Consider the following 23,313-nt stretch of genomic DNA (forward strand, 5'->3'; position numbering starts at 1 on the left):
TAGGTGACCTGATCGTTGGCATCGGGCCCAGAAAATCATTGCCCGGACAATTACATGCGCAGGCCCAACCAACCCATCGCATGTTTGTTAGAGAAGAGCAGTTTAAAAAATGGGGTGGCGATTTGATGCGCCCCGAAGCCTTTGGTTTGGACGATGTCGATCAGATTCTTGATCCATTTGGTCATGATCAAAAGCTGTCGGCAGAAACTGCCGCAATGGGTCAGCATAGTGACAGCAATAGCGGCTCATCAATTTCTATGAGCGGCACCGGTCTCAGAAGCGGAAATATATCTCGTTCGAGACTTGCAATGACATCTTTGGTATGGATAGGCTTCCATCGCGGCTGCCTGAGATCACACCATTCATGAGCCCGTGCATCGAAACTTTTGGAGCCGGTCGGATCACCGACCAGTTGCGAACGAATAAATGAATGTGGTGGATTACGACCTGCGCCCAGCAATTTACGCGTTACGTTGCGCCTTTCTCGGGGGTCCGCCGAGGATATATCGGGGTAGGTTCCTAGGATAAGCAACTGCTCCTTGTTCCCGAATCGGAACTTGAAGCGACGCGTTTTGCGCCCTTTTTAGAAATATCAAGGGACAGGCTGTTTCCATCGCTTATTTTATACAGCTTTTCCTTTGCAACCACAATTATGATCGCTGTGTCCGCCTGCATTTTTTACCCTCTTTTTGGTAGGCTTGTACCCCCAATATACCCCCATTGGCTGTGGATGGACTTGGAGTGGGCTGGACGGATTCTATAAGAAATCGGTGTAAAAGCTTAAACTTTCACACGGTTCTGGATGATAAAGGATTGGGATGGAAAAAATGGAGGACACGGAGGGATTCGAACCCTCGAAGCCCGTAAAGGCTTGTCTCCTTAGCAAGGAGGTGGTTTCAGCCGCTCACCCACGTGTCCACGCAGCTTGGCTAGAGGTCGCGCTATAACCATGGATGGCTCTGGCTGCAACGGGAAAAATGGCCCGCCACGAAACATAGCGGCAAAGCTGAAACATCCCGGTTTATGATGGCGGGACTCACACTGCCGCAGAATCGACTCAGTTCGTCGTCCGTTCATTGCGTGGTCATGTCCAACAGCCGAGGGCCGTGACTGGCTGGTATTGGGAAGGAGTGACCCATGTTACCATTGTGCACGAAGAAATTTTTGGGGCTATTCGCTGTTTTGGCCCTTGCCACTGCACCTGGCCTGTCGCCCGCATTTGCCCAGGTGGAGAATGTCGATCCCAATGATGTGATCGATGCCGATCTGGCTGCGCCCGACTATGACGGGAATTTCGAATCCGACGTGTCGCGCCCGACGATGGTCGAGGATGCGCCGATGGACAGCGATATCAACGCGGATCTTGTTGCCCCCTCCGGCTCGGCCACCAGCGCTGCCCAGACCGGTGGCAGTGCGGCCGCCGCGGTCGATGACAGCAACACCTATCAGGACGATGATCTGATCGGCGCGGCAGAAGGCGTGTTCGGCAAAGGCGCGAAAGGCCTGGCCGAAGTCATCGAGGATATATTGAAAAAGCAGGGCCGGCCCAATGCCTATATTGCAGGCCGCGAAGCCAGCGGTGCCTTCATCGTTGGCCTGCGCTACGGCTCGGGCAAGCTTTTTCACAAAATCGAAGGCGAACGTCCGGTTTACTGGACCGGCCCGTCGATCGGCTTTGATTTTGGCGGAAACGCAGCCAATACCTTTGTGCTGGTTTACAATCTCTACAATAGCGAAGACCTGTATCAGCGCTTCCCGGCCGGCGAAGGGGCTGCCTATTTCATCGGCGGCTTCCACGTCAGCTATTTGCGCAGCGGCGACAAGGTGCTGATCCCGGTACGTCTCGGTGCAGGCCTGCGTCTCGGTGCCAATGTCGGCTATATGAAATTCAGCAAGAAGCAGCAGTGGCTGCCATTCTGATCAGCGAATAGTCCGTCAATCGCTGGCCTGTCCTCGTATCAGGCGAGCGAACGGACCTTTTCCATGCGCGCCAGATAGCGCGCCAATATGTCGATCTCGAGATTGACGGGACGTCCGGGTTCCAGTTCGCCGAGCGTTGTCACCTGCGCGGTATGGGGGATGATATTCAGGGTGAACAGCGCGCCCTCTGCATCGTCGGTCACCGCATTCACGGTGAGCGACACACCGTCGACCGTGATCGATCCCTTGGCGGCGATATAAGGTGCCAGGTCTTTTGAAATCCGGATGACGACTTCCCGGGAATCGCCGGCAGTCTTGCTGGAAACCACCTCGCCGACACCATCGACATGACCGGTCACGATATGCCCGCCCAGTTCGTCACCGACCTTCAGGGCGCGCTCCAGATTGATCCGCCGTCCGGCGGTAAATTGTCCCGGCGCGGTGCAGGAGAGGGTCTCGCTGGATATATCCACCGCAAACCAGTCCGCTCCCTTGTCGACCACCGTCAGGCAGACGCCCGAGCAGGCAATCGAAGCCCCCATGTCGACGCTGTCCATCGCATAGCCACATGAGATTTTCGCGCGGAGATCGCCGCGCTGATCGAGCGAGTCTATGGTCCCGATATCTGATACTATGCCTGTGAACATGGACGATCCTATTTTGCTGTGCCTATTTTCTGTAAACGGAGCGGAACCTAGGCTGCGCGGTCGTATATCTCAAGCACATCCTGCCCCAGCTGGCGCTGATCGGTGCGCCGCCACCGGCCGTGCGCATCGCCGAGCTTTTCCAGCCCGATATCGCCAATGCCGGGCAGCCCGCCGCCAATGATGATCGGCGCGCGATAGAGCAAAAGCCGGTCGACCAGATCCGCTTGCAGGAAGGATGATGCGGTTTTTGCGCCGCCTTCAACGAGCAGCCAGTTGATGTCGGGAAGATCGGCAATCGCGGCGGGCTCGGAGATTTGCAGCCAATGAGCCGGCTTGTCGGGATCATTCCCAAGCACGACCGGCTGCGGGGAACGGTCGGCCAGCCCGTCAAGCCGGACATCCAGTCCTGGCTTGTCGGTTCTTGCCGTTCCGGCTCCGACGAGAATCGCATCGCTGCGCGCGCGCTCGAGATGGGCGTGCGCCCTCGCCTGATCGCCGGTGATCCACTGACTCGACCCGTCGGCCAGGGCAATACAGCCGTCCAGCGACATCGCCAGCTTGAGCGTGACAAAGGGACGGGCATTTTCCAGGCGACACAGGAAACCGGCCATTGCACTGCGCGCTTCCGGCTCCCTTATGCCGACCGAGACGGGAATGCCCGCATCACCCAGCCGGTCGATCCCTCTGCGTCTCGTGCGTTCATCGGCATCGAGGGTCGCGACAATCACTCTCTTTGGTTTTGCGTCGATAATAGAGATGCTGCAGGTCGGTCCGCGGCTGCTTTCATGGGCGCAGGGCTCCATGGTGACATAAATGTCCGCGCCCTTGGCAGAGCGACCAGCCTCAGCCAGCGCCATTTCCTCGGCGTGCGGGCGTCCGCCGGGCTGGGTCCAGCCGCGGCCGATGATCACGCCTTGCTTGACGATGACGCAGCCGACATTGGGATTGGCCCCGGTCCGGCCCCGCCCTCGTTCCGACAAGGCCAGGGCAGCCGCCATGAAATGGGCGTCTCCCGGGGGAGTCAGCATTGCAGACCGGCGGGACGTTCCACCTCTACCTCGCCGCGCGCCAGCCGTTCCGCGATCGCGTCGCGCTCAATCTCGTCGACATCCATTCCGGACATCCGGCCGAGCGATTTCACCGCTTCGCGCCGCTTCTCTTCCAGCTTGTCCTTCAGACACTGGATTTCCCAGCGGTCCTGCAGGATTTCCTCGTCCGTGCGATCCGTTGTCCAGTTTTCGACATAAATGACCTCCTGCGGTACATAAGTATATGTATTTACCTTGGGATCGAGCCAGAAAAGGAACAAAATGAACGCCGTACAGGCAATCGCCAATGCGGCCGGGAGCAGGCGCTCGCCCGGTTCACTCTGACGAAAGACTGCGACCAGATCGCCAAAGCCACCGCCGACCGATACATCTTTTAACATTCCCATGGCGTCCAAATAGTGCGGCCACGCCCGGATGACCAGCCCTTCCGGCAAAATTGCCGCCGGAAAACCGGACTGGCCATTCGGTGCGATGATCAACTGTTGATTTCAAAGCGAACTTTCAGCGTCATCCAGCTTTCAAATGGCTTTCCGTCTTTTGTCGCGGGCGCAAATCGCCATTTGTTCAGCGCCTGTTTCCGGGTCGCGGTCCAGAAATCCACATGCGGCGAATCGATCAATTCTATCTGCTTCACGCGACCGTCGGTGCCGACCAGCACCCGAACGCTGACCTCGCCCTGCCGTTCAAGTCGCAATTGGCCAACCGGGTAGTCGGGCTGAAACTGTCCTGCATAGCGCGTGTTAAGGCGCGCACCGACAATCACTGGATCCGGCGCGATTTTTATCGTTTCAAAGGGGATTTCAATGCCCACTCCTGCCGATCCGCTCCCAAGCTTGGCCTCGGCATATTCGTTGAGCGGAGCGGCCGACAATTTGATGATCGGCCGGTCCGCTGCCGTTTGCCGCATCTGCGGAGCCACTTTGACTTCCGGCTTTTTGTCTTCGATCACAGGCTCTGTCGGCTGTGGCTTCGGTATAGCTGTCGCAATGAAAGGGCCGTTTAGTCTCTCCGGAATCTCAATCCCGGGCATCGCAATCACGGCAGCAATAATAGCCGCGTGAACGGCACCGGCCAGTATCAAACCTTTCGTCCGTGGTGTCTTGTTCTCGTAAACGGAAACATAGCTCATGATAATATCCTCTCAACCATCCTCAGAAGTGGCGGAGCGGCTCCGTGCCTGTTTGACTATCTCACCCCAGCGCCAATTGTAATGTTATACTATTACATAGAATATTGCAAACATGGCCGTGCCTGTGGTAGGATGTCAGCTTTCCAAAAGGTCTTTAAGTGGCTGCTTTTACTAGTCTTTTTAGTGCTTCCTCACGCCCGATCAAGGGCAGAAGAGCATTCATATCGGGCCCATGATCCAATCCGGTCAAGGCCTGACGCAGCGGCATGAACAGGGGTTTGCCCTTGCGTCCCGTAGCCTCCTTGAGCGCTCCGGTGAGATCCTTCCAGAGTTCGGAAGATGCTTCCAATTCTTCCAGTTCACCATGCGCGACGGACAGAAACTCCCGGTCTTCCGGTGAAAATCCGGGCAAGGCAATCGGTCCCGTCACCACCTGCCACCACTGGTCGACATCACCCATATCATGCAGATTTGGCCGGATCACCGCCCAGGCTTCAGCGTCCATCGCTTCCGGCAGTCGGCCCTTTACATCCGCATAATCAAGCAGATGCACAATCTTCTGATTGAGCTGCGCCAGTTCCTCATCGTCAAACCGCGCCGGCGCGCGGCCAAAGCGGGCAAAGTCGAAGGTGGTAATCAGTTGCTGCACATCGGCAATCGGTTCCACCGGGTCACTGGTGCCAATACGCGCGAGCAAGGCGACAATCGCCTGCGGTTCGATATTCTTCTCACGAAAGCTGCCGACCCCAAGCGAACCGAGCCGCTTGGAAAGCTTGCCTTCGGTCCCCACAAGCAACGCCTCATGGGCAAATTCCGGCGGCTTTGCGCCAAGTGCCTCAAACATCTGAATCTGCACTGCGGTATTGGCAACATGATCCTCGCCGCGCACGACATGAGTGATCCCCATTTCGATATCGTCGATCGCCGAGGGCAGCATGTAAAGCCAGCTTCCGTCTTCGCGCAGGATCACGGGATCGGACAGCAGAGCGGGATCAAAATTCTGGTCGCCCCTTATCAGGTCGGTCCAGGTGATCGGCGTTTCGTGATCAAGCTTGAAGCGCCAGTGCGGCTTGCGGCCTGCCGCTTCGAAAGCCGCGACCTGCTCGGCGGTCAGGTCGAGCGCCGCGCGATCATAGATCGGCGGCTTGCCCCGGCCGAGCTGGATCTTGCGCTTCAGGTCCAGTTCCTGCGCAGTCTCATAGGCGGGATAAACCCGGCCATCGGCCTTCAGCTTCGCCAGATGGTCTTGATAGCGGTCAAAGCGCGCCGACTGCCTTTGCTCTTCGTCGGGCTCCAGACCCAGCCACGCCAGATCGGCCTGGATCGCGTCTACATATTCTTCCTTTGACCGCTCTGCGTCGGTATCGTCGAGCCGCAACAGAAAGGTACCACCCTCTTTTTTCGCGAACATCCAGTTGTGCAGCGCGGTCCGGATATTGCCGACATGAAGATGGCCCGTTGGTGACGGGGCGAAGCGGGTTTTTATGGTCATACAGTCCTGAATGCGTTGGTTATCGGATAGCGCCGGTCACGGCCGAAATTCCTGGTGCCAAGCTTTACGCCCGGCGGGGCCTGTCGGCGTTTATATTCGGCGATATAGAGCAGCCGCTCAATCCGCACCACCGTTTCCCGGTCAAATCCCCGCGACACCAGATCATTGACCGACAATTCTTCCTCGATCAGGCCGTGCAGCAGCGGATCGAGAATCTCGTAATCCGGCAGGCTGTCGCTATCCTTCTGGTCCTCGCGCAATTCGGCGCTCGGCGGTTTGGTGATCACGCTTTCCGGCATCACCGGTCCATCGGGACCAAGGCCGAGGCTGGGTTTGTTGCGGTTGCGCCACGCGGATAACTTAAACACGGTCAGCTTATAGGCGTCTTTCAGCACTGAATAGCCGCCCGCCATATCACCATAGATGGTGGCATAGCCAACGCTCATCTCGCTCTTGTTGCCGGTGGTCAGCAACATGTGGCCGAACTTGTTCGACAGTGCCATCAGCGTCACGCCGCGAATCCGCGACTGGATATTCTCTTCGGTAATATCGACATTGCTGTCGGCGAAACTGTCCTCGAGCATTGCATCAAAGCCTTCGACAGCCGGGCCAATTGGAATCGTATCCAGCCGGGTTCCCAGCATTTTGGCACAACCCTCGGCATCGTCCAGACTTTCCTGCGAGGTGAACCGCGATGGCATCATCACATTCCACACCCGGTCAGCTCCCAAAGCATCGACGGCGACCGCAGCGGACAAGGCGCTATCGATACCGCCGGAAAGGCCGAGCAAAACGCCGGGAAAGCGATTACGATTCACATAGTCGCGCAAGCCAACTATCATCGCATTATAGATATCGGCAGGATGGTCATCCAGCTGATGAATCTCGCCCGGCGCACAGGTCCATTCTCCGCCTTCGCGCGACCAGTGCGTATCGACGATCGCCTCGTCCCAGTCGGGCAGCTGGTGCATGACGCTGGCATCGCCATTGAGCACGAAACTGGCGCCATCAAACACAATCTCGTCCTGTCCGCCAACCCGGTTCAGGAACAGCATCGGAATACCCGTTTCCCGAACCCGCTGCGTCGCCACCTGTCCCAGACGCATATCGTCTTTCTCTATTTCATATGGGCTGCCGTGAACCGAAATAAACAGCTCCGCTCCCTCTGATTTCAGATGTTCACAAACGCTTGGGAACCAGACGTCCTCGCAGATTGGCAAGCCGATTTTGCAGCCCTTGAAGATGATTGGCTCCGGCAAGGGCCCCGATGAAAAGAGCCGCTTTTCGTCAAATGTGCCGTAATTGGGCAGTTCGACTTTGTATCGGATATCCTTGATATGTCCGCCTGCGAGCAGCGCAATGCCGTTATAAAGCTTGCCACCTTCCCGGAACACCGACCCGACCAGCATCGCCGGTCCCGACCCTGCGGTCGCAGCTGCCAGTCGGTTGAGTTCCGCCTCGGCGCGCTCCCACAACGAGGGCTTCAATACCAGATCCTCCGGTGGATAGCCGATCAGCTGCAGCTCCGGGAACAAAATCAGGTCGCTGTCCGGCCGCGCGCCGTGCGCCGCGATCATCGCATCGGCATTGCCGCGCAGATCGCCAACGCTCTGTGTTAATTGCGCCATGGTGATGGTAAGCTTTTCCGTCATCGCGCCCTGATAGAAAGGGCCACAGTGCGGAGCAATCGAAATAAACGCAAATACGGACTTTTGATTTAGCGCCCTACTGTCTAACAGGGTCACGAAATTGTCATGGGGTGCCGCTGGGGATTCTTGCGGGCCTCTGGATCGGGGAACGCAGTTATGAAACTCATGTCGGGCAACAGCAATTTGCCACTTGCTACAGAAATTGCCGAATATCTGGGTATCCCGCTGACCGATGCGAGCGTCAAGCGCTTCGCCGATGACGAGATTTTCATCGAGATCCACGAAAATGTCCGCGGCGAGGATGTGTTTGTCGTCCAGTCGACCAGTCATCCGGCCAACGACAATCTGATGGAGCTACTGATCAGCATCGACGCTCTGCGCCGCGCTTCAGCCAAGCGGATCACGGCAGTCATTCCCTATTTCGGCTATGCCCGCCAGGACCGGAAGCCCGGACCGCGCACACCGATTTCAGCCAAGCTGGTCGCCAACCTCATTACCGAAGCGGGTGCAGACCGTGTATTGACCGTCGATCTTCACGCCGGACAGATTCAGGGCTTCTTCGACATCCCTACCGACAACCTCTACGGCGCGCCGGTAATCAGCGAAGATATCATCAAGCGTCACAGCGACAAGGATATCATGGTCGTCTCCCCCGATGTCGGCGGCGTGGTTCGCGCCCGGGCATTGGCAAAGCGCCTCGACAACGCGCCGCTCGCTATCGTCGACAAACGCCGCGAGCAGGCTGGCGTGTCCGAAGTCATGAACATCATCGGCGACGTCAAAGGCCGCTTTTGCGTCATGATCGACGACATTGCCGACAGCGCTGGCACGCTCTGCAACGCGGCCGATGCCCTGATCGCGGCAGGTGCAACCGATGTCGCCGCCTATATCACTCACGGCGTTCTTTCCGGCAAGGCAGTGGAGCGGGTCAACGCCTCTTCCTTGCGCAAGCTGATCATCACCGACACGATCCGGACCCCACAATCCGCGCTCGATTCCAGCAAGATCCGGGTACTCCCGATCGCGCCTCTACTCGGCGAAGCGATCAAGCGGATCGCCGATGAAAGTTCGGTCAGTAGCCTGTGGGACTAATCACGACCGCATTTTCTAACATCAGGAGACGACAATGCCCAGTTTCGAACTTCTGCTGAAATATCGCATCCATATCGCAATATTGGCGATTCTCATCTCGCTGTTCGCATGGGCCACCGAATGGGCGGAACTGGTTTATGTCTGCCCTTATTGCCGCGCACAAAGAACGATCATCGGGCTACTCGGCCTGCTCCTGCTGGCCAACCCCATGCACTGGCTCAACCGGTGGATAGCATCGACTCTCGCTGTGCTGGGTCTGATCGTAGCGGGGATGCAGCATTTCAATGGCTGGAAAAAGATCATGGCCGGCGAGTTTACCTGGGGTGACTATTGGTATGCCAATGCCTGGGTGCTGTCCGGCTGTGCGCTGTTCATCATCACCGGCCTGATCCTCTACCTGTGGGCCTGGCGACCTACTCCCCCAGCTATGGATGACGAATGACCCCAAAAGATATCGACCTCGCGCAAAAGCTTGCAGAAGCTGCTGGCGAAGCCATCCGCCCTTTCTTTCGTGCCAAATTTGATCAGGAAGCAAAGAGCGATTCGACCTTTGTCACAGAGGCGGATCGCGCCGCAGAAGCGGCGATGCGGGCGATTATCGAAGCCGAGCGGCCCGATGACGGTATTATCGGCGAGGAATATGGCCCGCGCAACGAAGGCGCTTCGCGCCAATGGGTGCTCGATCCGATTGACGGGACCACCAGTTTCATCGCCGGACGCCCGATATTCGGTACCTTGATTGCACTGATGCAGGAAGGCTTTCCGCTGATCGGAATCATCGACCAGCCGATTTCAAGAGAACGCTGGGTCGGCGTTATCGGGCGACCGACCATATTCAACGGCCAGCCGGCAAAATCCGCGCGCTGCCGCGAACTCAAGGATGCCGTCCTCGCCACCACATCGCCGCATCTTTTCGACGAGCATGATGCCGAACATTTCATGGGACTGGCCAGCAAAGTTGCGCCGCGCAAGATTATCTATGGCGGCGATTGCTATAATTACGGCCTGGTCGCCAGCGGCCATGTCGATGTGGTCTGCGAAGCGGGTCTGATGCTCCACGATTTCGCTGCCCTCGCCCCGATTGTCGACGGCGCCGGCGGAATGATGTGCGACTGGAACGGCGAACCGCTCCACGCGGAATCAGATGGCCATGTGCTGGCGATCGGCGATCACGCACGGGTGGATGATGTGCTGGAGGCTATTGCTTGCCATCATTGAGCTCCATTTCTGGAATTTTTATAGTCTGCGGGCTATTGATATCTTGCGGCGATCAAAATTCAGAACGAATGCAAATCTGCGATTTGAGTAAGGCTGGGTGGGACAAACCAAGCCCTGCTGGATACCACTCGACCCCCTTGATATTCGTGACCGTATCCGATCACGATATAGGTTGGCTGTGGGAAGCTTCCGAATTAGGAGAAACCCTGTCTGATAGCGATCTACGAAAGAACTTAAGAGTAGTTCGGGAGCTCGCTCCGTTGCCTGGAATCATCCTGTCCAATAATTCCAACAAAGACTGTTCAAAAACCAAGGAAGTCCAAAGCATCATTGATCAGGAGCTCAACTGTTCTGGTCGGCATCCATGCGGCTTGGGTTCGGAAAAAGAATGGTATGGGGAAATGCACTAATATCCTTGCTTTCGAGCCGAATCCTGTTAATGCGCCTCTTCCGAAGTGATGCTCTGGCCAGTGTTGGGCTGCCACAAGTGTCCGTAACGGTAACTTCTAGAGGAGACCAAAATGCCCAAGTTGAAGACCAAAAGTGGTGTGAAGAAACGTTTCAAGATCACCGCAACCGGTAAGGTAAAGCACGGCGTAGCCGGCAAACGCCACCGTTTGATGAGCCATAACAGCAAATATATCCGCCAGAACCGCGGCACCAAGAAATTGTGTGATGCGGATGCTCGGACAGTCAAGAAATGGGCGCCATACGGCTTGGGCTAAGCCCGCCGCAGCGACTCTCTAACTTACAGGATATAGAATATGGCACGCGTCAAACGGGGTACGACCACTCGTACAAAACATAAAAGATTATTGGTACAGGCGAAGGGCTATTATGGCCGTCGCAAAAATACCATCCGCATCGCGCGGCAGGCTGTCGAAAAAGCCGGTCAATATGCCTATCGCGATCGTAAAGTTAAGAAGCGCGCATTCCGCGCACTCTGGATCCAGCGTATCAACGCTGCGGTTCGCGCCGAAGGCATGACCTATGGCGTGTTCATCCACGGCACCAAGCTGGCCGGGATCGAACTCGACCGCAAGGTAATGGCCGATCTGGCGATGAATGAACCCGCAGTATTTAGCGGCATCATCAAACAGGCGCAGGATGCTCTGGCGAAAGCTTAAGCATTTTCAGAAATTCAAAGAAGCGCCGGGGAGCAATCTCGCGGCGCTTTTTTATTGGGTTTTTCACAAGGCTTGCTAGACGGGCAGCGAAAGAAAATGGGACAGTATGATGAGCGACATCGAGGCGATCAGGGACAAATATCTGGAGCAGATTGACGCTGCAGCCGATGGCGATGCGCTGGAGACGATTCGTCTGGCGGCGCTCGGCAAGAAGGGCGAGATTTCGCTGCTGCTGAAAACGCTGGGCCAGATGTCACCGGACGAGCGTCAGGAACAGGGCCCGAAAATCAACGGCGCGCGGCAGGCTGTCGCCGATGCGCTGACATCCCGCAAGGAGGCGATGGAGACCGCCGCTCTGGACGCCAAGCTGGCCACCGAAAAGCTTGATCTGACTTTGCCTGCACCCTCCGCCCCCAAAGGCAGCATCCACCCGGTATCGCAGGTGATGGACGAACTGGCGGAAATATTCGCCGATCTCGGCTTCTCGGTCGCCACCGGTCCGGAGATCGAGGACGACTGGCACAATTTTACCGCGCTCAACATCCCGGACACCCATCCGGCCCGCGCGATGCACGATACATTCTATTTCCCACAGACCGACGACAGCGGCATGCCCAAATTGCTGCGCACCCATACGTCTCCGGTACAAATCCGCACGATGATGGATGTTGCCAGGCAAACAGGCGGCGCCGGCGAACCGATCTACCTTATCGCCCCCGGCCGCACCTATCGCAGCGACAGCGATGCCACCCACACGCCGATGTTCCATCAGGTCGAGGGCCTGGTGATCGACAAGGGCATCCACATGGGCCATCTGAAATGGACGCTGGAAACCTTCGTCCGCGCTTTCTTCGAGCGCGACGATATCGAATTGCGCCTGCGCCCGAGCTACTTCCCGTTCACCGAACCCAGCGCCGAAGTCGATGTCGGCTTTTCGGTTGAGAAAGGCCGCCGGATCATCGGCGGCGATTCCCGCAGCAATGAGGGCGGCTGGATGGAGATACTCGGGTCCGGCATGGTCCACCCCAATGTGATCCGCAATTGCGGGCTGGATCCGGACGTCTGGCAGGGCTTTGCCTTCGGCTGCGGCATCGACCGGCTAGCGATGCTGAAATATGGCATGGATGACTTGCGTGCCTTCTTCGACGGCGATTTGCGCTGGGCCGATCATTATGGCTTTGATGCACTCGACGTCCCCACATTGAGCGGAGGAGTCGGCGCATGAAATTTTCCCTAAGCTGGCTCAGGGCCCATCTCGATACAGACGGAAGCCTGACCGAAATCACCGACAAGCTGACCTCTATTGGCCTGGAGCTGGAAGGCGTTGAAAACCCTGCCGATGCCCTGCGCCCGTTTCGCGTCGCCAAGGTTATCGAAGCCGGACCGCATCCCAACGCCGACAAGCTGCAATTGCTGAAGGTGGACGACGGCAGCGACGAGCCTTGGCAAGTCGTCTGCGGCGCGCCCAATGCGCGCAAGGACATGGTCGGTGTCTTCGGCCCTCCCGGCACCTATATTCCGGGTAGCGATTTCACATTGAAACCGGCGAAAATCCGAGATGTCGAGAGCTTCGGCATGATGTGCAGCGCGCGCGAGCTGGAGCTTGGCGAAGATCATGACGGCATTATCGAATTGCCGTCTGATGCGCCGGTTGGCACCAGCTACGCTGATTATGCACAGCTGGACGATCCAGTGATCGATGTCTCGATCACGCCCAATCGGCAGGACTGCATGGGCGTGCGCGGCATAGCGCGCGATCTCGCTGCGGCTGGCCTCGGCACGCTCAAGCCAATGAACCTGGCAACCATCGCCCGCAACGGCGCCGGGCCCGATATCGCGATCGATGATCAGGAAGGCTGCCCTGCTTTTTACGGTTGTACGGTGAGCGGCGTAACCAATGGCGCGTCACCCGACTGGATGCAGGCGCGGCTGAAATCCGCTGGCCAGAAACCGATCTCGGCGCTGGTCGATATCACCAATTATGTCACCCTCGATCAGGGCCGCCCGCTGCACGTCTATGACGTTGCCAAGCTGAACGGCGGACTGGTTGCGCGCAAGGCGCAGGCCGGCGAAAAGCTGGTCGCCCTGAACGACAAGGAATATATTCTCGACGAGACCATGACCGTGATCGCCGACCAGGCAGGCGCGCATGGGATTGGCGGCATCATGGGCGGCGCGACCAACGGCACCGACGAAAACACGACCGATGTGCTGATCGAATGTGCCTATTTCGATGCGGCCCATATCGCCCGCACCGGCCAGAAGCTGATGCTGACCAGCGACGCGCGGCAACGGTTCGAGCGCGGCGTTGATCCCGCATTCCTCGAAGAAGGCATCGCTATAGCCACAAAGCTAGTGCAGGAACTCTGCGGTGGCACAGCAAGTGAAATCACCCGCGCCGGTGAAGCGCCGACGGACCAGCGCACTATTGCTTATGATCCGCGTCAATGCGCTTCACTGGGTGGGCTCGATGTCGCACCAGATCGGCAAAAGGCCATTTTGGAAGCTTTAGGCTTTGTAATCGACGGCAATTGGCAGGTCACCGTGCCGACATGGCGCCGTGACGTCGCTGGCTGGCAGGACCTGGTCGAGGAAGTGATCCGGATGGAAGGACTGGACAATGTCCCGTCGACACCCCTTCCGCGCGCACCGGGCGTCGCCAAACCGACGGCCTCGCCGGAACAGATGTCCGAGCGCAAGGCGCGGCGGGCAGCGGCGGCACGCGGCCTCAACGAAGTCGTCAACTGGAGCTTCATTTCCGAAAAGGAAGCCGCGCCTTTCGGCGGCGGCACATGGTCGCTCGCCAATCCGATCAGCGAAGATCTCAAAGTCATGCGGCCCTCGCTGCTACCCGGCCTGATCGCGGCAGCCCAGCGCAACGCCGCGCGCGGTGCTTCGTCGATCCGACTGTTCGAAGTCGGCCGCCGCTACCTGGAAACCAGCGAGCATCCGACCATCGGCCTGGTGTTGGCGGGCGAAAATCATACCCGCAGCTGGCAGGCCGGCGGAGCGACGAAATTCGACGCTTATGACGCCAAGGCGGAAGTTCTCGCCATATTGGCAGCCGCCGGCGCACCGACCGACAAGCTGATGGATTTCGGCGAGGCCGGTGATCATTATCATCCCGGCCAGTCGGGCACGTTTCGCCTGGGACCGAAGAAGATATTGGCGGCTTATGGTGTACTTCATCCTTCAACGACCAAGGCAATGGGCTTCAAGGGCACAGCTGTCGCCGCCGAGATATTCCTCGATGCAATCCCGCTGAAGAAGAAGTCGGGCCATATGCGCGATGCCTTCGCGCCACCTGCCTTGCAGGCAGTGACCCGCGATTTCGCCTTCATCGTCGATGCGGAGCTGCCGGCGGGCGATCTGGTGCGCGCGGTCAAGGGCGCGGACAAGAAGCTGATCACCGATGCCCGGATTTTCGATCTATTCGAGGGACCGAGTGTGGGCGAAGGTAAGAAATCGCTAGCGGTGGAAGTGACGTTGCAACCGATCGACACAACACTGACCGAAGAGGACCTGAAGGCGCTGTCGGACAAGGTTGTGACAAACGCGGCAAAATTGGGCGCTGAATTGAGGGGCTAGAAGATTCGTCATCCTGAACTCGTTTCAGGATCTTTTGAGACAAGCGAGTACATGGAGATGCTGAAACAAGTTCAGCATGACGAGAGTTAGATATTAATATGACCAAACCACGCCGGACATTCGCGATCATCTCTCACCCCGATGCGGGTAAGACGACGCTGACCGAGAAGCTGCTGCTGAAAGGCGGCGCTATCCATCTGGCGGGCGAGGTCAAGGCGCGTGGCGACAATAGACGCGCGCGGTCGGACTGGATGAAGATCGAGCAGCAGCGCGGGATTTCGGTGACCTCCAGCGTCATGACCTTCGAGCGCAACGGCATTGTCTTCAACCTGCTCGACACGCCGGGCCATGAGGATTTTTCCGAGGATACCTATCGCACCCTGACCGCCGTCGACAGCGCGATCATGGTGATCGATGCTGCGTCCGGCATCGAGGCGCAAACGCTCAAACTGTTCGAAGTCTGCCGCATGCGCAGCGTACCGATCATCACCTTCATCAACAAGGTCGACCGCGAAGGCCGCGATCCGTTCGAACTGCTCGACGAAGTCGCCGACAAGCTCGCGCTGGACGTCTGTCCAATGAGCTGGCCGACCGGCATGGGCGGGCAATTCGAGGGCGTCTATGATCTGCAACGCAACCAGCTGCACCAGCCGACCGGCGACAGCAAAATATATGATGGCGTCACACAGCAATTTACCGGTCTCGACGATCCGAAACTGGCCGATGTGCTCAGCGAAGGCGCGCTCGAGCGACTGACCAGCGAAGGCGAACTGGCGCAGGGCGGTTATAGCAGCTTTGATCTCGAGGCCTATCAGAACGGCGATCTGACGCCGGTCTATTTCGGTTCGGCGCTCAAGCAATTTGGCGTCGAAGAGCTGATCGAGGCGATCGCTGACTATGCGCCATCGCCGCGCCCGCAACCCGCCGAACCGGCTCCGATCGATCCGGAAAGCGACGATGTCACCGGCTTCATTTTCAAGATTCAGGCCAATATGGACCCGCAGCACCGCGACCGGATTGCCTTCATGCGGCTCTGCTCCGGCGAGTTCAAGCGCGGTATGAAGCTGATCCCTTCGGGTCTCGGCAAGCCGATTGCGATCCACTCACCGATCCTGTTCTTCGCGCAGGACCGCGAAATTGCCGATACGGCGGAGCCCGGCGATATCATCGGCATCCCCAATCACGGCACGTTGCGGGTCGGTGACACTCTATCGGAAAAAAACCAGGTGCGGATCACCGGCCTGCCGAATTTTGCGCCCGAAATCCTGCGCCGGGTAATCCTGCGCGATCCGACCAAGACCAAGCAATTGCGCAAGGCGCTGGATGATCTCAGCGAAGAAGGCGTGGTCCAGGTCTTCTATCCCGAAATCGGCGCCAACTGGATTATCGGCGTGGTCGGGCAATTGCAGCTCGAGGTGCTGGTGTCGCGGCTGGAAGCGGAATATAAAGTCGATGCCTATCTTGAAATGGCGCCGTTCGAAACCGCCCGCTGGATCAGCGGCGACGAGGCGACCGTTGATGCCTTTGCCAATATCAACCAGTCAAGTCTCGCCAAGGATCGCGACGGCAATCTGGTATTCCTGGCAAAAAGCGCCTGGGATGTCGGCTATCAGGAAGAGCGTAATCCTGACCTAAAGTTCAGCGCGACACGCGAACGCTAATCCGGTAACTCCCGGTCATGGCCAGCAGAACCACGACCCAGAAAGCCTTTCAAGCGATCACCATCGATGACGAAGGCCGAGTCTGCGCCGATATTCCGGAAAGCGCCTGCCATCAGGAGCCAGGCAATTTCTTCAAACATGTCGGCTCTCTGGCGCTGACCAAAGGCGCCGACGGGCTGATCGACCCGAAGCTGGTGCTGAGCTGGCTGATGACATCGCTGGGGGCGCCGGTGGCGCTGATCGGGCTGCTGGTGCCGGTCAGGGAAGCAGGAGCTTTGCTGCCGCAGCTTCTGACTGCCGGATATTTACGGAAATTGCAGCGCCGCAAATGGGCATGGGCGGTCGGATCGCTGGTACAGGGGCTGGGAGCCGCTGCCATCGGGCTGGTCGCGATCACCATGACCGGTGCGGCCGCGGGCTGGGCAATTGTGATTGCGCTGGCGATATTGGCGCTGGCCCGCAGCATTTGTTCAGTCTGCTACAAAGACGTGCTCGGCAAGACCATCGACAAGTCCCGGCGCGGCACCGCAACAGGACTGGCCGGCTCCATCGCTTCGGTCAGCGTGATTGTCTATGCGCTGGCTCTATCCTCCGATCTGGTTGACCGGATGCTGTTGGTGACCGGCGGTCTGTTTCTGGCCGGCGGGGCTTGGATATTAAGCGCGCTGCTGTTTTCAACCTTGAAGGAAGAGGCCGGTGCCACGGAAGGCGGAAAAACGGCGCTGAAGGAGGCGTATAACAATTTCACCTATCTGCGGGATGATCCGCAACTCGTCCGCTTCATCCTGACCCGCGGACTATTGACCGCGACCGCATTGGCGCCGCCGTTCATGATCGCCGTCGGCAGCCAAGCCGGTGAAGGCTATGACAAGCTCGGCTTTCTGGTGCTCGCTTCGGCCCTCGCCAGCCTGTGCAGCAGCTTCGTCTGGGGTCGCCTGTCCGACCGCTCCAGCCGCAAGGTGCTGGTCTTCTCGGCAATGGTCGCCGCGATCATATTGGCCGTGACAAGCTGGCTCGCCTTCGCCGGAACGCTGAGCGGCGGCTATATATTGCCGGTGCTGCTGTTCGGCTTGATGATCGCCTATCAGGGCGTGCGCCTCGGCCGGTCAACGCATCTCGTCGACATGGCCGACAAGGACAGCCGCGCCGCTTATACCGCGCTGTCGAATACGATTATCGGCCTGCTGTTGCTGGCGGGCGGCGTTTTCAGTCTGGTCGCGAACTGGTTTGGCGGGGAAGTGGTGCTGGCGGTGATGGCCGGGATGAGTGGGTTGGCTATATGGGCGGCGTTTGGGTTGGACGAGGTCCAGCGGGGATGAGCGTGTCTCAGATCACGTAACTTATATAGCCGTCACCCCAGCGAAGGCTGGGGTCTAAAACCAAGTTCCGGAAACTCACTTCCATCGGGTTGGATCCCAGCCCTCGCCGGGATGACGGTGATTACTATGAACCCGCCCGAGTCAATAATGATATCGGCATTGCGCTATTTCCAGCACTTGCTCTGGTCCTTCACCACGGACGCGATAGACTAGGCGATGCTCGCGGTTTATGCGCCGCGACCACCAGCCTTTCAGCTGACCGCGCAATGGTTCTGGCTTGCCGGTACCCCGAAAAGGCGTTCGGCGACATTCCTCTATCAGCAAATATATCCGTTCGGAAAGTTTTGGATCATGTTCCTGGAAATATCGATATTCCGGCCAGCTTTTCGCGGAGAATAATACATTCACCGCTTGAAAAGCTCAGGCTCGAATCCCTCTCCGGCATCAAGTTGCCTAATCGACTCCAGCAGGCGCTCCGCATTTTTTGGTGAAGACAACAAATGAATAGTTTCTTCCATACCGGCCCACTCACTCTCGGAGATCATGACCACCGCCTCGCCATTCTGGCGAGTGATTTTCAGGGGAATCTTGTCGGCCACAACGCGGTCCATCAGCGCCTTGAGATTGGCGCGGGCCTTCGAGAAATTTTCCATCAGCATGATGAATCATTATTGTACCTAAAGTAGTACAATGTCAAGATGACTCCTGTCACCCAGCGTAGGCTGGGACTTAAACCAAGGTCGCGAACTTAACTGCCATTGGGTTGGATCCCAGCCTTGGCCGGGATGACTGGTCACCCCCGCAACAAGAACACCGCATGTTCCGCCAGCAGGTTCGCCAGGCCGCGTCCGGTCTGCTTGTCGCCGCTCAGGAACCACTGGCCTTCCTGCGCATATTTGCCGTCCTGCACCAGCGCGCGGAAATCGTCGATGGTGACATGGTGGATATTGGGCGTGTCATACCAGCTTTGCGGGATCAGGCGGGTGACCGGCATCCGGCCGCCGAACAGTAAGGAACTGCGTACCCGCCAGTGGGCGAAATTGGGGAAGCTGACAAAGGCCTGCTTGCCGATCCGCAGCAGCTGGTCGAGCATGACATCGGGCCGGTGGGTGGTCTGCAGCGTCTGGCTGAGCACGGCATAGTCGAAGCTGGCGTCGGGGTAAGCGGCGAGATCGGTGTCGGCATCGCCCTGCACCACCGACAGCCCCTTGGCGACCGCGCTGGCAACATTGGTGGGCTCAATCTCCAGCCCGCGGGCATCGCAGCCTTTCTCATCGCGCAGCGCCGCCATCAGCGCGCCGTCGCCGCAGCCGATGTCGAGCACCCGGCTGCCCGGCGCGATATTGTCGGCAATGATCTGCAGATCGGGACGGAGTTTGGTCATGCGCTACGCTCTCCGAAACGGGAGACAGAAGTTTTTTGCGCGCGAAGCCGCGGAGACACTAAGACTGGGTGCCGGTCACCCTTCGCGCCTTCGCGGCTTCGCGCGAGACAGAATATTACAGGACCTCCGGTCATTTTCCCTCTCCCGCTTTCAGAAAGCCGTCGACAATCCGGTTCATCTCGGGGTTTTCCAGCAGGAAGCTGTCATGGCCGAACGGACTCGACAATTCCATGAAGCTGACCTCTGCTCCGGCGGCGTTGAGCGCGTGGACGATCGCCCGGCTTTCGCTGGTCGGATAGAGCCAGTCGGTATCGAAGCTGATCAGACAAAAGCGGGTTTTGGAACCGGCAAAGGCGTTCGCCAGCACCCCGCCATGCGCCTCGGCGAGATCGAAATAGTCCATGGCTCTCGTGATATAGAGATAGCTGTTAGCATCGAAGCGGTCGACAAAGCTGATCCCCTGATGCCGGAGATAGCTTTCCACCTGGAAATCCGCATCAAAGCCAAACGTCTTGGCGTCACGGTCCTGCAAGCGCCGACCGAATTTCTCGGTCAGGCCGGCTTCCGAGAGATAGGTGATATGCGCCGCCATCCGGGCGACGGCGAGGCCGCTGCTCGGCGGATCATCGTCGGCATAATAATCCCCGCCGCGCCAGCGCGGGTCGGCCATGATCGCCTGCCGTCCGACTTCGTGAAAGGCGATATTCTGCGCGCTGTGGCGTGCGGCCGAGGCGATGATCACCGCCGAGCCGACGCGTTCCGGATAAAGCGCTGCCCAGCTTACTGCCTGCATGCCGCCCATCGAGCCGCCGACGACGGCGTGCAGCCTTTCTATGCCCAGATGATCGATCAGCAAGGCCTGCGCGCGCACCATGTCGGCGATGGTCAGCACCGGGAAATCCATGCCCCAGGGCTGGTCGGTTGCGGGATTGACCGTCGCCGGCCCGGAACTGCCGAGACAGCTGCCGATCACATTGGCGCAGATGACAAAATGGCGCTCGGTATCGATCGGCTTGCCCGGCCCGACCATCCTTACCCACCAGCCGTCCTTGCCGGTCAGCGGGTGTTTCGAGGCGACATATTGATCGCCGGTCAGCGCATGGCAGATCAGGATCGCGTTGCTGGCGTCCGCGTTGAGCGTGCCATAGGTTTCATAGGCGAGATCGACAGGCGCGAGCTCTGCTCCGCTGTCCAGCGGCAGCGGTCCGAGCAGGCGAACCTTTCTATCCAATCCAAAGCGGTCATCTTCAGTCATCAACAAGCGAGCTAAGCGGCGAAATCCCGAGCGTCAAACGATAATGCTGTTGACTGACAGGCCGCAAAGGTTAGTCCGGCGGCACAGAACATCTTCAGACAAGCGGACCAAGGCAATGAGCGGACCAAAACCTAAAGACTGGATCATGGGCATTGCAGCTTATGTGCCCGGCAAATCGACCGGCGCAGATGGCCGGAAGATCGTCAAGCTGTCGGCCAACGAGAACCCGCTCGGCTGCAGCCCGGCCGCGGCAGAATCGCTGAATGCCGCATCAGGCTCGGTCGATCGCTATCCCGATCCCGGCTCGACCAAGTTGCGCGAAGCCATTGCCGCAAAACATGGCCTGGACCCGGCCCGGATCATCTGCGGTACCGGTTCCGATGATGTGCTCCACCTGGCCGCCAATGCCTTCAGCGGGCCGGGCGACGAGATCATCTACGTGAAATATGGCTTTGCCGTCTATGATATCGCCGCGCGGCGCTATGGCGGCACCCCGGTGGTTGCCGATGACAAGGATTATGGCACCGATGTCGATGCGATTCTCGCCAAGCTGACCGACAAGACCCGGGTGATCTTCATCGCCAATCCCAATAATCCCACCGGCACATTCACGCCGCGCGCCGAGATCGCGCGTCTGCATGCCGCCCTGCCCGGCCACGTGCTGCTGGTGCTCGATGCCGCTTATGCCGAATATATGGACGAGGGTCAGGATGACGGCGCGCTGGTACTGGCCAGCAGCGAGGCCAACGTGCTGGTCACCCGTACTTTTTCCAAGATCCATGGTCTCGCCGCCGAACGGATCGGCTGGGGCTATGCCGATGCCGATATTATCGGCGCGATGAACCGGATCCGGCTGCCGTTCAATGTCACCACTGCGGGACAGGAAGCCGCTGTCGCCGCCCTTGCGGCCGACGATTTCGTCACCCGCAGCCGCGAGCATAATGCCAAATGGCGGCAATGGCTGAGCGACGAAATGAGCGCGCTCGGCAATCATGGCCTCAAGATCGTGCCGAGCCACACCAATTTCCTGCTGGTGCTGTTCGAAGGCAAGGTGACCGCCGAACAGGCCAATAGCGCGCTGATGGACAAGGGCTATGCGGTGCGCTGGCTGCCCGGACAGGGGCTGGTCAACGGCCTGCGTATCACCATCGGCACCGAAGAAGAAACCCGCGGCGTCGCCCAGGCCTTGCGCGAGATACTGGAAGCCGCCGACTGATGCTGCCTTTTGCCAATATCGCGCTCATCGGCATTGGGCTGATCGGCTCCTCGATTGCCCACGCCGTGCGCGAGACCATGCCCACTGCCCGGATCACCGGCTATGACGGCGATCCGTCGGTGCGGGCACGAGCCATTGAACTGGGCTTTTGCCACGACGTCAGCGATAGCGCCGGCGCAGCGGTAACCGACGCCGACCTGGTGATCCTCTGCGTGCCGGTCGGCGTGATGGCAGAGGTTGCCGCCGAGATCGCCGCGGACCTGCCCGGCGATGCTATCATCAGCGATGTCGGATCGTCCAAGGAAAGCGTGCTGGCCGCGCTGGCCAAGGCGCTTCCCGGCGCCCGGATCATTCCCGCCCATCCTGTCGCCGGGACCGAGAATAGCGGCCCGGACGCCGGATTTGCAACGCTTTTTCATGACCGCTGGTGCATCCTCACCCCGCCAGAAGAAGCCGCAGAAGGCGACGTCCAGCGAGTCACTGCCTTCTGGGAAAAGCTCGGCGCCAATGTCGAGATCATGGATGCCAAACATCATGATCTGGTTCTCGCCGTGACCAGCCATTTGCCGCATCTGATTGCCTATACGATCGTCGGCACCGCCTCCGATCTGGAAGACGTGACCCGCGGCGAAGTGATCAAATATTCGGCCGGCGGCTTCCGCGATTTCACGCGCATCGCGGCCTCCGATCCGACCATGTGGCGCGATGTCTTCCTGTCCAACAAGGACGCCGTGCTGGAAATGCTGCAGCGCTTCTCCGAGGATCTCTCGGCGCTGCAGCGCGCGATCCGCTGGGACAAGGGCGACGAACTGTTCGACCTGTTCACCAAGACCCGCGCGATTCGCCGCCGGATCATCGAGGAAGGCCAGGACGACGCCGCCCCCGATTTCGGCCGTACGCACGACTGAAGGCGTGTTCGTCGCCGAAATTCCCCGTCAAAATAAACAACGGGTCACACGGGTCACACCCCCTAAAGCGGAAAACACTCTTTTGCCGTAATGCGCTATTTTCGGGTCACAGGCTCGCTAGGCACGATATGATGCGGCTTGGTCATGGAATCGGTTTACCAGAAGGCGAGTGCTGTAGGAAAGGGAGGCCTCATCTGCCGATTCCCGGAACCGGGGACGGCCGTTCTATATCCCAGGCGCGCGCCTGAAATGCGGCGCGAACTATTCGGTCGTCTTGCCGTCAAAATGCTCATGTTCTTTTTGAGCATCAGCCGCGGTGGCATGGACGGTACCGTCGATATGTTCGGGCGGACCATAGATAGTGTAGAGCCGAAGCGGTTCCTTGCCGGTGTTGACGACATTATGGCTGGCGCCCTGCGGCACGATAATGCCGTCATCCGATTTGACCTTGTTCGCCTTGCCGTCGATCCACACTTCGCCACGTCCTTCTTCGATCCGGAAAAACTGGTCGCGATCGTCATGCACTTCCTCGCCAATCTCGTCACCGGGCTGGAGCGTCATCAGCACCAGCTGCAGATTATGCCCGGTGTAGAGCACGCGGCGGAAGTCATCATTCTGTTCGGTCAAAGCTTCGATATCGTCGACAAATCCTTGCATCT

Annotated in this window: 25 protein-coding genes, 1 tRNA gene and 1 pseudogene; 12 read left to right on the forward strand and 15 right to left on the reverse strand. The window is 58.7% G+C overall.

All coding sequences use genetic code 11. The features are described 5' to 3' along the window. Positions 1-50: 50 nt before the first annotated feature. From AZE99_RS16555 to AZE99_RS15355, 4 genes and pseudogenes are all read right to left on the reverse strand, one after another. On the reverse strand, positions 51-185 hold the full coding sequence (locus tag AZE99_RS16555) for a hypothetical protein (protein WP_443027774.1): 135 nt from the start codon (positions 183-185) through the stop codon (positions 51-53). Between the two features lie 35 nt (positions 186-220). Beyond that, on the reverse strand, positions 221-460 hold the full coding sequence (locus tag AZE99_RS16560; RefSeq protein WP_443027775.1) for a phage integrase central domain-containing protein: 240 nt from the start codon (positions 458-460) through the stop codon (positions 221-223). After that, positions 449-568 (reverse strand): annotated as a pseudogene (locus AZE99_RS16565) (hypothetical protein); the annotation flags it as partial. The pseudogene AZE99_RS16565 and the gene AZE99_RS16560, both read right to left, overlap by 12 nt. 260 nt (positions 569-828) lie before the next feature. Beyond that, positions 829-918 (reverse strand) — tRNA-Ser (locus AZE99_RS15355). A 219-nt stretch (positions 919-1,137) separates the two neighbouring features. Between AZE99_RS15355 and AZE99_RS15360 the strand changes: the two genes are divergently transcribed. Next, on the forward strand, positions 1,138-1,920 hold the full coding sequence (locus tag AZE99_RS15360; RefSeq protein ID WP_067202965.1) for a DUF1134 domain-containing protein: 783 nt from the start codon (positions 1,138-1,140) through the stop codon (positions 1,918-1,920). A gap of 38 nt (positions 1,921-1,958) precedes the next feature. Here the strand turns inward: AZE99_RS15360 and AZE99_RS15365 are convergent, their stop codons facing one another. The 6 genes from AZE99_RS15365 to AZE99_RS15390 form a co-directional block, all read right to left on the reverse strand. Then, a complete protein-coding gene (locus tag AZE99_RS15365; protein WP_067202966.1) occupies positions 1,959-2,567 on the reverse strand; it encodes a riboflavin synthase in 609 nt (202 codons plus the stop codon). A 47-nt stretch (positions 2,568-2,614) separates the two neighbouring features. Further along, complete coding sequence (gene ribD, locus AZE99_RS15370; protein WP_067202968.1) at positions 2,615-3,595, reverse strand: bifunctional diaminohydroxyphosphoribosylaminopyrimidine deaminase/5-amino-6-(5-phosphoribosylamino)uracil reductase RibD; 981 nt, start codon at positions 3,593-3,595, stop codon at positions 2,615-2,617. After that, the gene (locus AZE99_RS15375) at positions 3,589-3,996 is read right to left on the reverse strand and encodes a hypothetical protein (protein ID WP_197460213.1); all 408 of its coding nucleotides are present in this window, start codon (positions 3,994-3,996) and stop codon (positions 3,589-3,591) included. Before AZE99_RS15375 ends, ribD begins: the two co-directional genes overlap by 7 nt. A 95-nt stretch (positions 3,997-4,091) precedes the next feature. After that, positions 4,092-4,745: an energy transducer TonB gene (locus tag AZE99_RS15380; RefSeq protein ID WP_067202971.1), complete on the reverse strand. Its 654-nt coding sequence runs from the start codon at positions 4,743-4,745 to the stop codon at positions 4,092-4,094. 154 nt (positions 4,746-4,899) lie between these two features. Continuing rightward, positions 4,900-6,237 carry a glutamate--tRNA ligase gene (gene gltX, locus AZE99_RS15385; RefSeq protein WP_067202973.1) on the reverse strand — a complete coding sequence of 446 codons (1,338 nt, stop codon included), beginning with the start codon at positions 6,235-6,237 and terminating at the stop codon, positions 4,900-4,902. Next, on the reverse strand, positions 6,234-7,889 hold the full coding sequence (locus tag AZE99_RS15390) for an NAD+ synthase (protein WP_067202974.1): 1,656 nt from the start codon (positions 7,887-7,889) through the stop codon (positions 6,234-6,236). Before AZE99_RS15390 ends, gltX begins: the two co-directional genes overlap by 4 nt. 153 nt (positions 7,890-8,042) lie before the next feature. Here AZE99_RS15390 and AZE99_RS15395 point away from each other — a divergent pair, with 153 nt between their 5' ends. From AZE99_RS15395 to AZE99_RS15435, 9 genes are all read left to right on the forward strand, one after another. Then, positions 8,043-8,978 (forward strand): ribose-phosphate pyrophosphokinase, encoded by a 936-nt coding sequence (locus AZE99_RS15395; protein ID WP_067202977.1) that lies wholly within the window; start codon positions 8,043-8,045, stop codon positions 8,976-8,978. A gap of 34 nt (positions 8,979-9,012) precedes the next feature. After that, on the forward strand, positions 9,013-9,420 hold the full coding sequence (locus tag AZE99_RS15400; RefSeq protein WP_067202979.1) for a hypothetical protein: 408 nt from the start codon (positions 9,013-9,015) through the stop codon (positions 9,418-9,420). Continuing rightward, the gene (hisN, locus tag AZE99_RS15405) at positions 9,417-10,196 is read left to right on the forward strand and encodes a histidinol-phosphatase (RefSeq protein ID WP_067202981.1); all 780 of its coding nucleotides are present in this window, start codon (positions 9,417-9,419) and stop codon (positions 10,194-10,196) included. Before AZE99_RS15400 ends, hisN begins: the two co-directional genes overlap by 4 nt. Before the next feature lie 521 nt (positions 10,197-10,717). After that, entirely contained in the window at positions 10,718-10,921 is a 204-nt protein-coding gene (gene rpmI / locus AZE99_RS15410; protein ID WP_066741203.1) for a 50S ribosomal protein L35, read from the forward strand. A 39-nt stretch (positions 10,922-10,960) separates the two neighbouring features. Then, entirely contained in the window at positions 10,961-11,323 is a 363-nt protein-coding gene (rplT, locus tag AZE99_RS15415; RefSeq protein WP_067202982.1) for a 50S ribosomal protein L20, read from the forward strand. A gap of 109 nt (positions 11,324-11,432) precedes the next feature. Next, entirely contained in the window at positions 11,433-12,548 is a 1,116-nt protein-coding gene (pheS, locus tag AZE99_RS15420; RefSeq protein ID WP_067202984.1) for a phenylalanine--tRNA ligase subunit alpha, read from the forward strand. After that, positions 12,545-14,911 (forward strand): phenylalanine--tRNA ligase subunit beta, encoded by a 2,367-nt coding sequence (gene pheT / locus AZE99_RS15425; RefSeq protein WP_067202986.1) that lies wholly within the window; start codon positions 12,545-12,547, stop codon positions 14,909-14,911. The genes pheS and pheT overlap by 4 nt, the downstream gene beginning before the upstream one ends. Positions 14,912-15,009: 98 nt before the next feature. Further along, on the forward strand, positions 15,010-16,572 hold the full coding sequence (locus AZE99_RS15430; RefSeq protein ID WP_067202988.1) for a peptide chain release factor 3: 1,563 nt from the start codon (positions 15,010-15,012) through the stop codon (positions 16,570-16,572). A 17-nt stretch (positions 16,573-16,589) separates the two neighbouring features. Then, positions 16,590-17,891 (forward strand): MFS transporter, encoded by a 1,302-nt coding sequence (locus tag AZE99_RS15435; RefSeq protein WP_067202990.1) that lies wholly within the window; start codon positions 16,590-16,592, stop codon positions 17,889-17,891. A gap of 141 nt (positions 17,892-18,032) precedes the next feature. On the opposite strand, the gene AZE99_RS16025 is transcribed toward AZE99_RS15435, so the two are convergent. The 4 genes from AZE99_RS16025 to metX form a co-directional block, all read right to left on the reverse strand. Further along, positions 18,033-18,299 carry a Txe/YoeB family addiction module toxin gene (locus tag AZE99_RS16025; RefSeq protein ID WP_082788415.1) on the reverse strand — a complete coding sequence of 89 codons (267 nt, stop codon included), beginning with the start codon at positions 18,297-18,299 and terminating at the stop codon, positions 18,033-18,035. Then, positions 18,296-18,550: a type II toxin-antitoxin system Phd/YefM family antitoxin gene (locus AZE99_RS15445; protein ID WP_067202993.1), complete on the reverse strand. Its 255-nt coding sequence runs from the start codon at positions 18,548-18,550 to the stop codon at positions 18,296-18,298. The genes AZE99_RS16025 and AZE99_RS15445 overlap by 4 nt, the downstream gene beginning before the upstream one ends. A 134-nt stretch (positions 18,551-18,684) precedes the next feature. Next, entirely contained in the window at positions 18,685-19,275 is a 591-nt protein-coding gene (gene metW / locus AZE99_RS15450; RefSeq protein ID WP_067202994.1) for a methionine biosynthesis protein MetW, read from the reverse strand. Positions 19,276-19,405: 130 nt separating this feature from the next. Continuing rightward, positions 19,406-20,530 carry a homoserine O-acetyltransferase MetX gene (gene metX / locus AZE99_RS15455; RefSeq protein WP_067202996.1) on the reverse strand — a complete coding sequence of 375 codons (1,125 nt, stop codon included), beginning with the start codon at positions 20,528-20,530 and terminating at the stop codon, positions 19,406-19,408. A gap of 115 nt (positions 20,531-20,645) precedes the next feature. On the opposite strand from metX, the gene hisC reads away from it, so the two are divergent. Together hisC and AZE99_RS15465 are read left to right on the forward strand one after the other, a co-directional pair. Beyond that, positions 20,646-21,746 (forward strand): histidinol-phosphate transaminase, encoded by a 1,101-nt coding sequence (gene hisC / locus AZE99_RS15460; protein WP_067202998.1) that lies wholly within the window; start codon positions 20,646-20,648, stop codon positions 21,744-21,746. After that, positions 21,746-22,654, forward strand: coding sequence for a prephenate/arogenate dehydrogenase family protein (locus tag AZE99_RS15465; protein ID WP_067202999.1), 909 nt, complete (start codon positions 21,746-21,748; stop codon positions 22,652-22,654). Before hisC ends, AZE99_RS15465 begins: the two co-directional genes overlap by 1 nt. A 261-nt stretch (positions 22,655-22,915) precedes the next feature. Here the strand turns inward: AZE99_RS15465 and AZE99_RS15470 are convergent, their stop codons facing one another. After that, complete coding sequence (locus AZE99_RS15470; RefSeq protein ID WP_067203001.1) at positions 22,916-23,311, reverse strand: cupin domain-containing protein; 396 nt, start codon at positions 23,309-23,311, stop codon at positions 22,916-22,918. Between the last annotated feature and the right edge of the window lie 2 nt (positions 23,312-23,313).

Origin of the sequence: Sphingorhabdus sp. M41 (genome assembly GCF_001586275.1) — a bacterium.
In the GTDB taxonomy this organism is placed as follows: Bacteria; Pseudomonadota; Alphaproteobacteria; order Sphingomonadales; family Sphingomonadaceae; genus Parasphingorhabdus.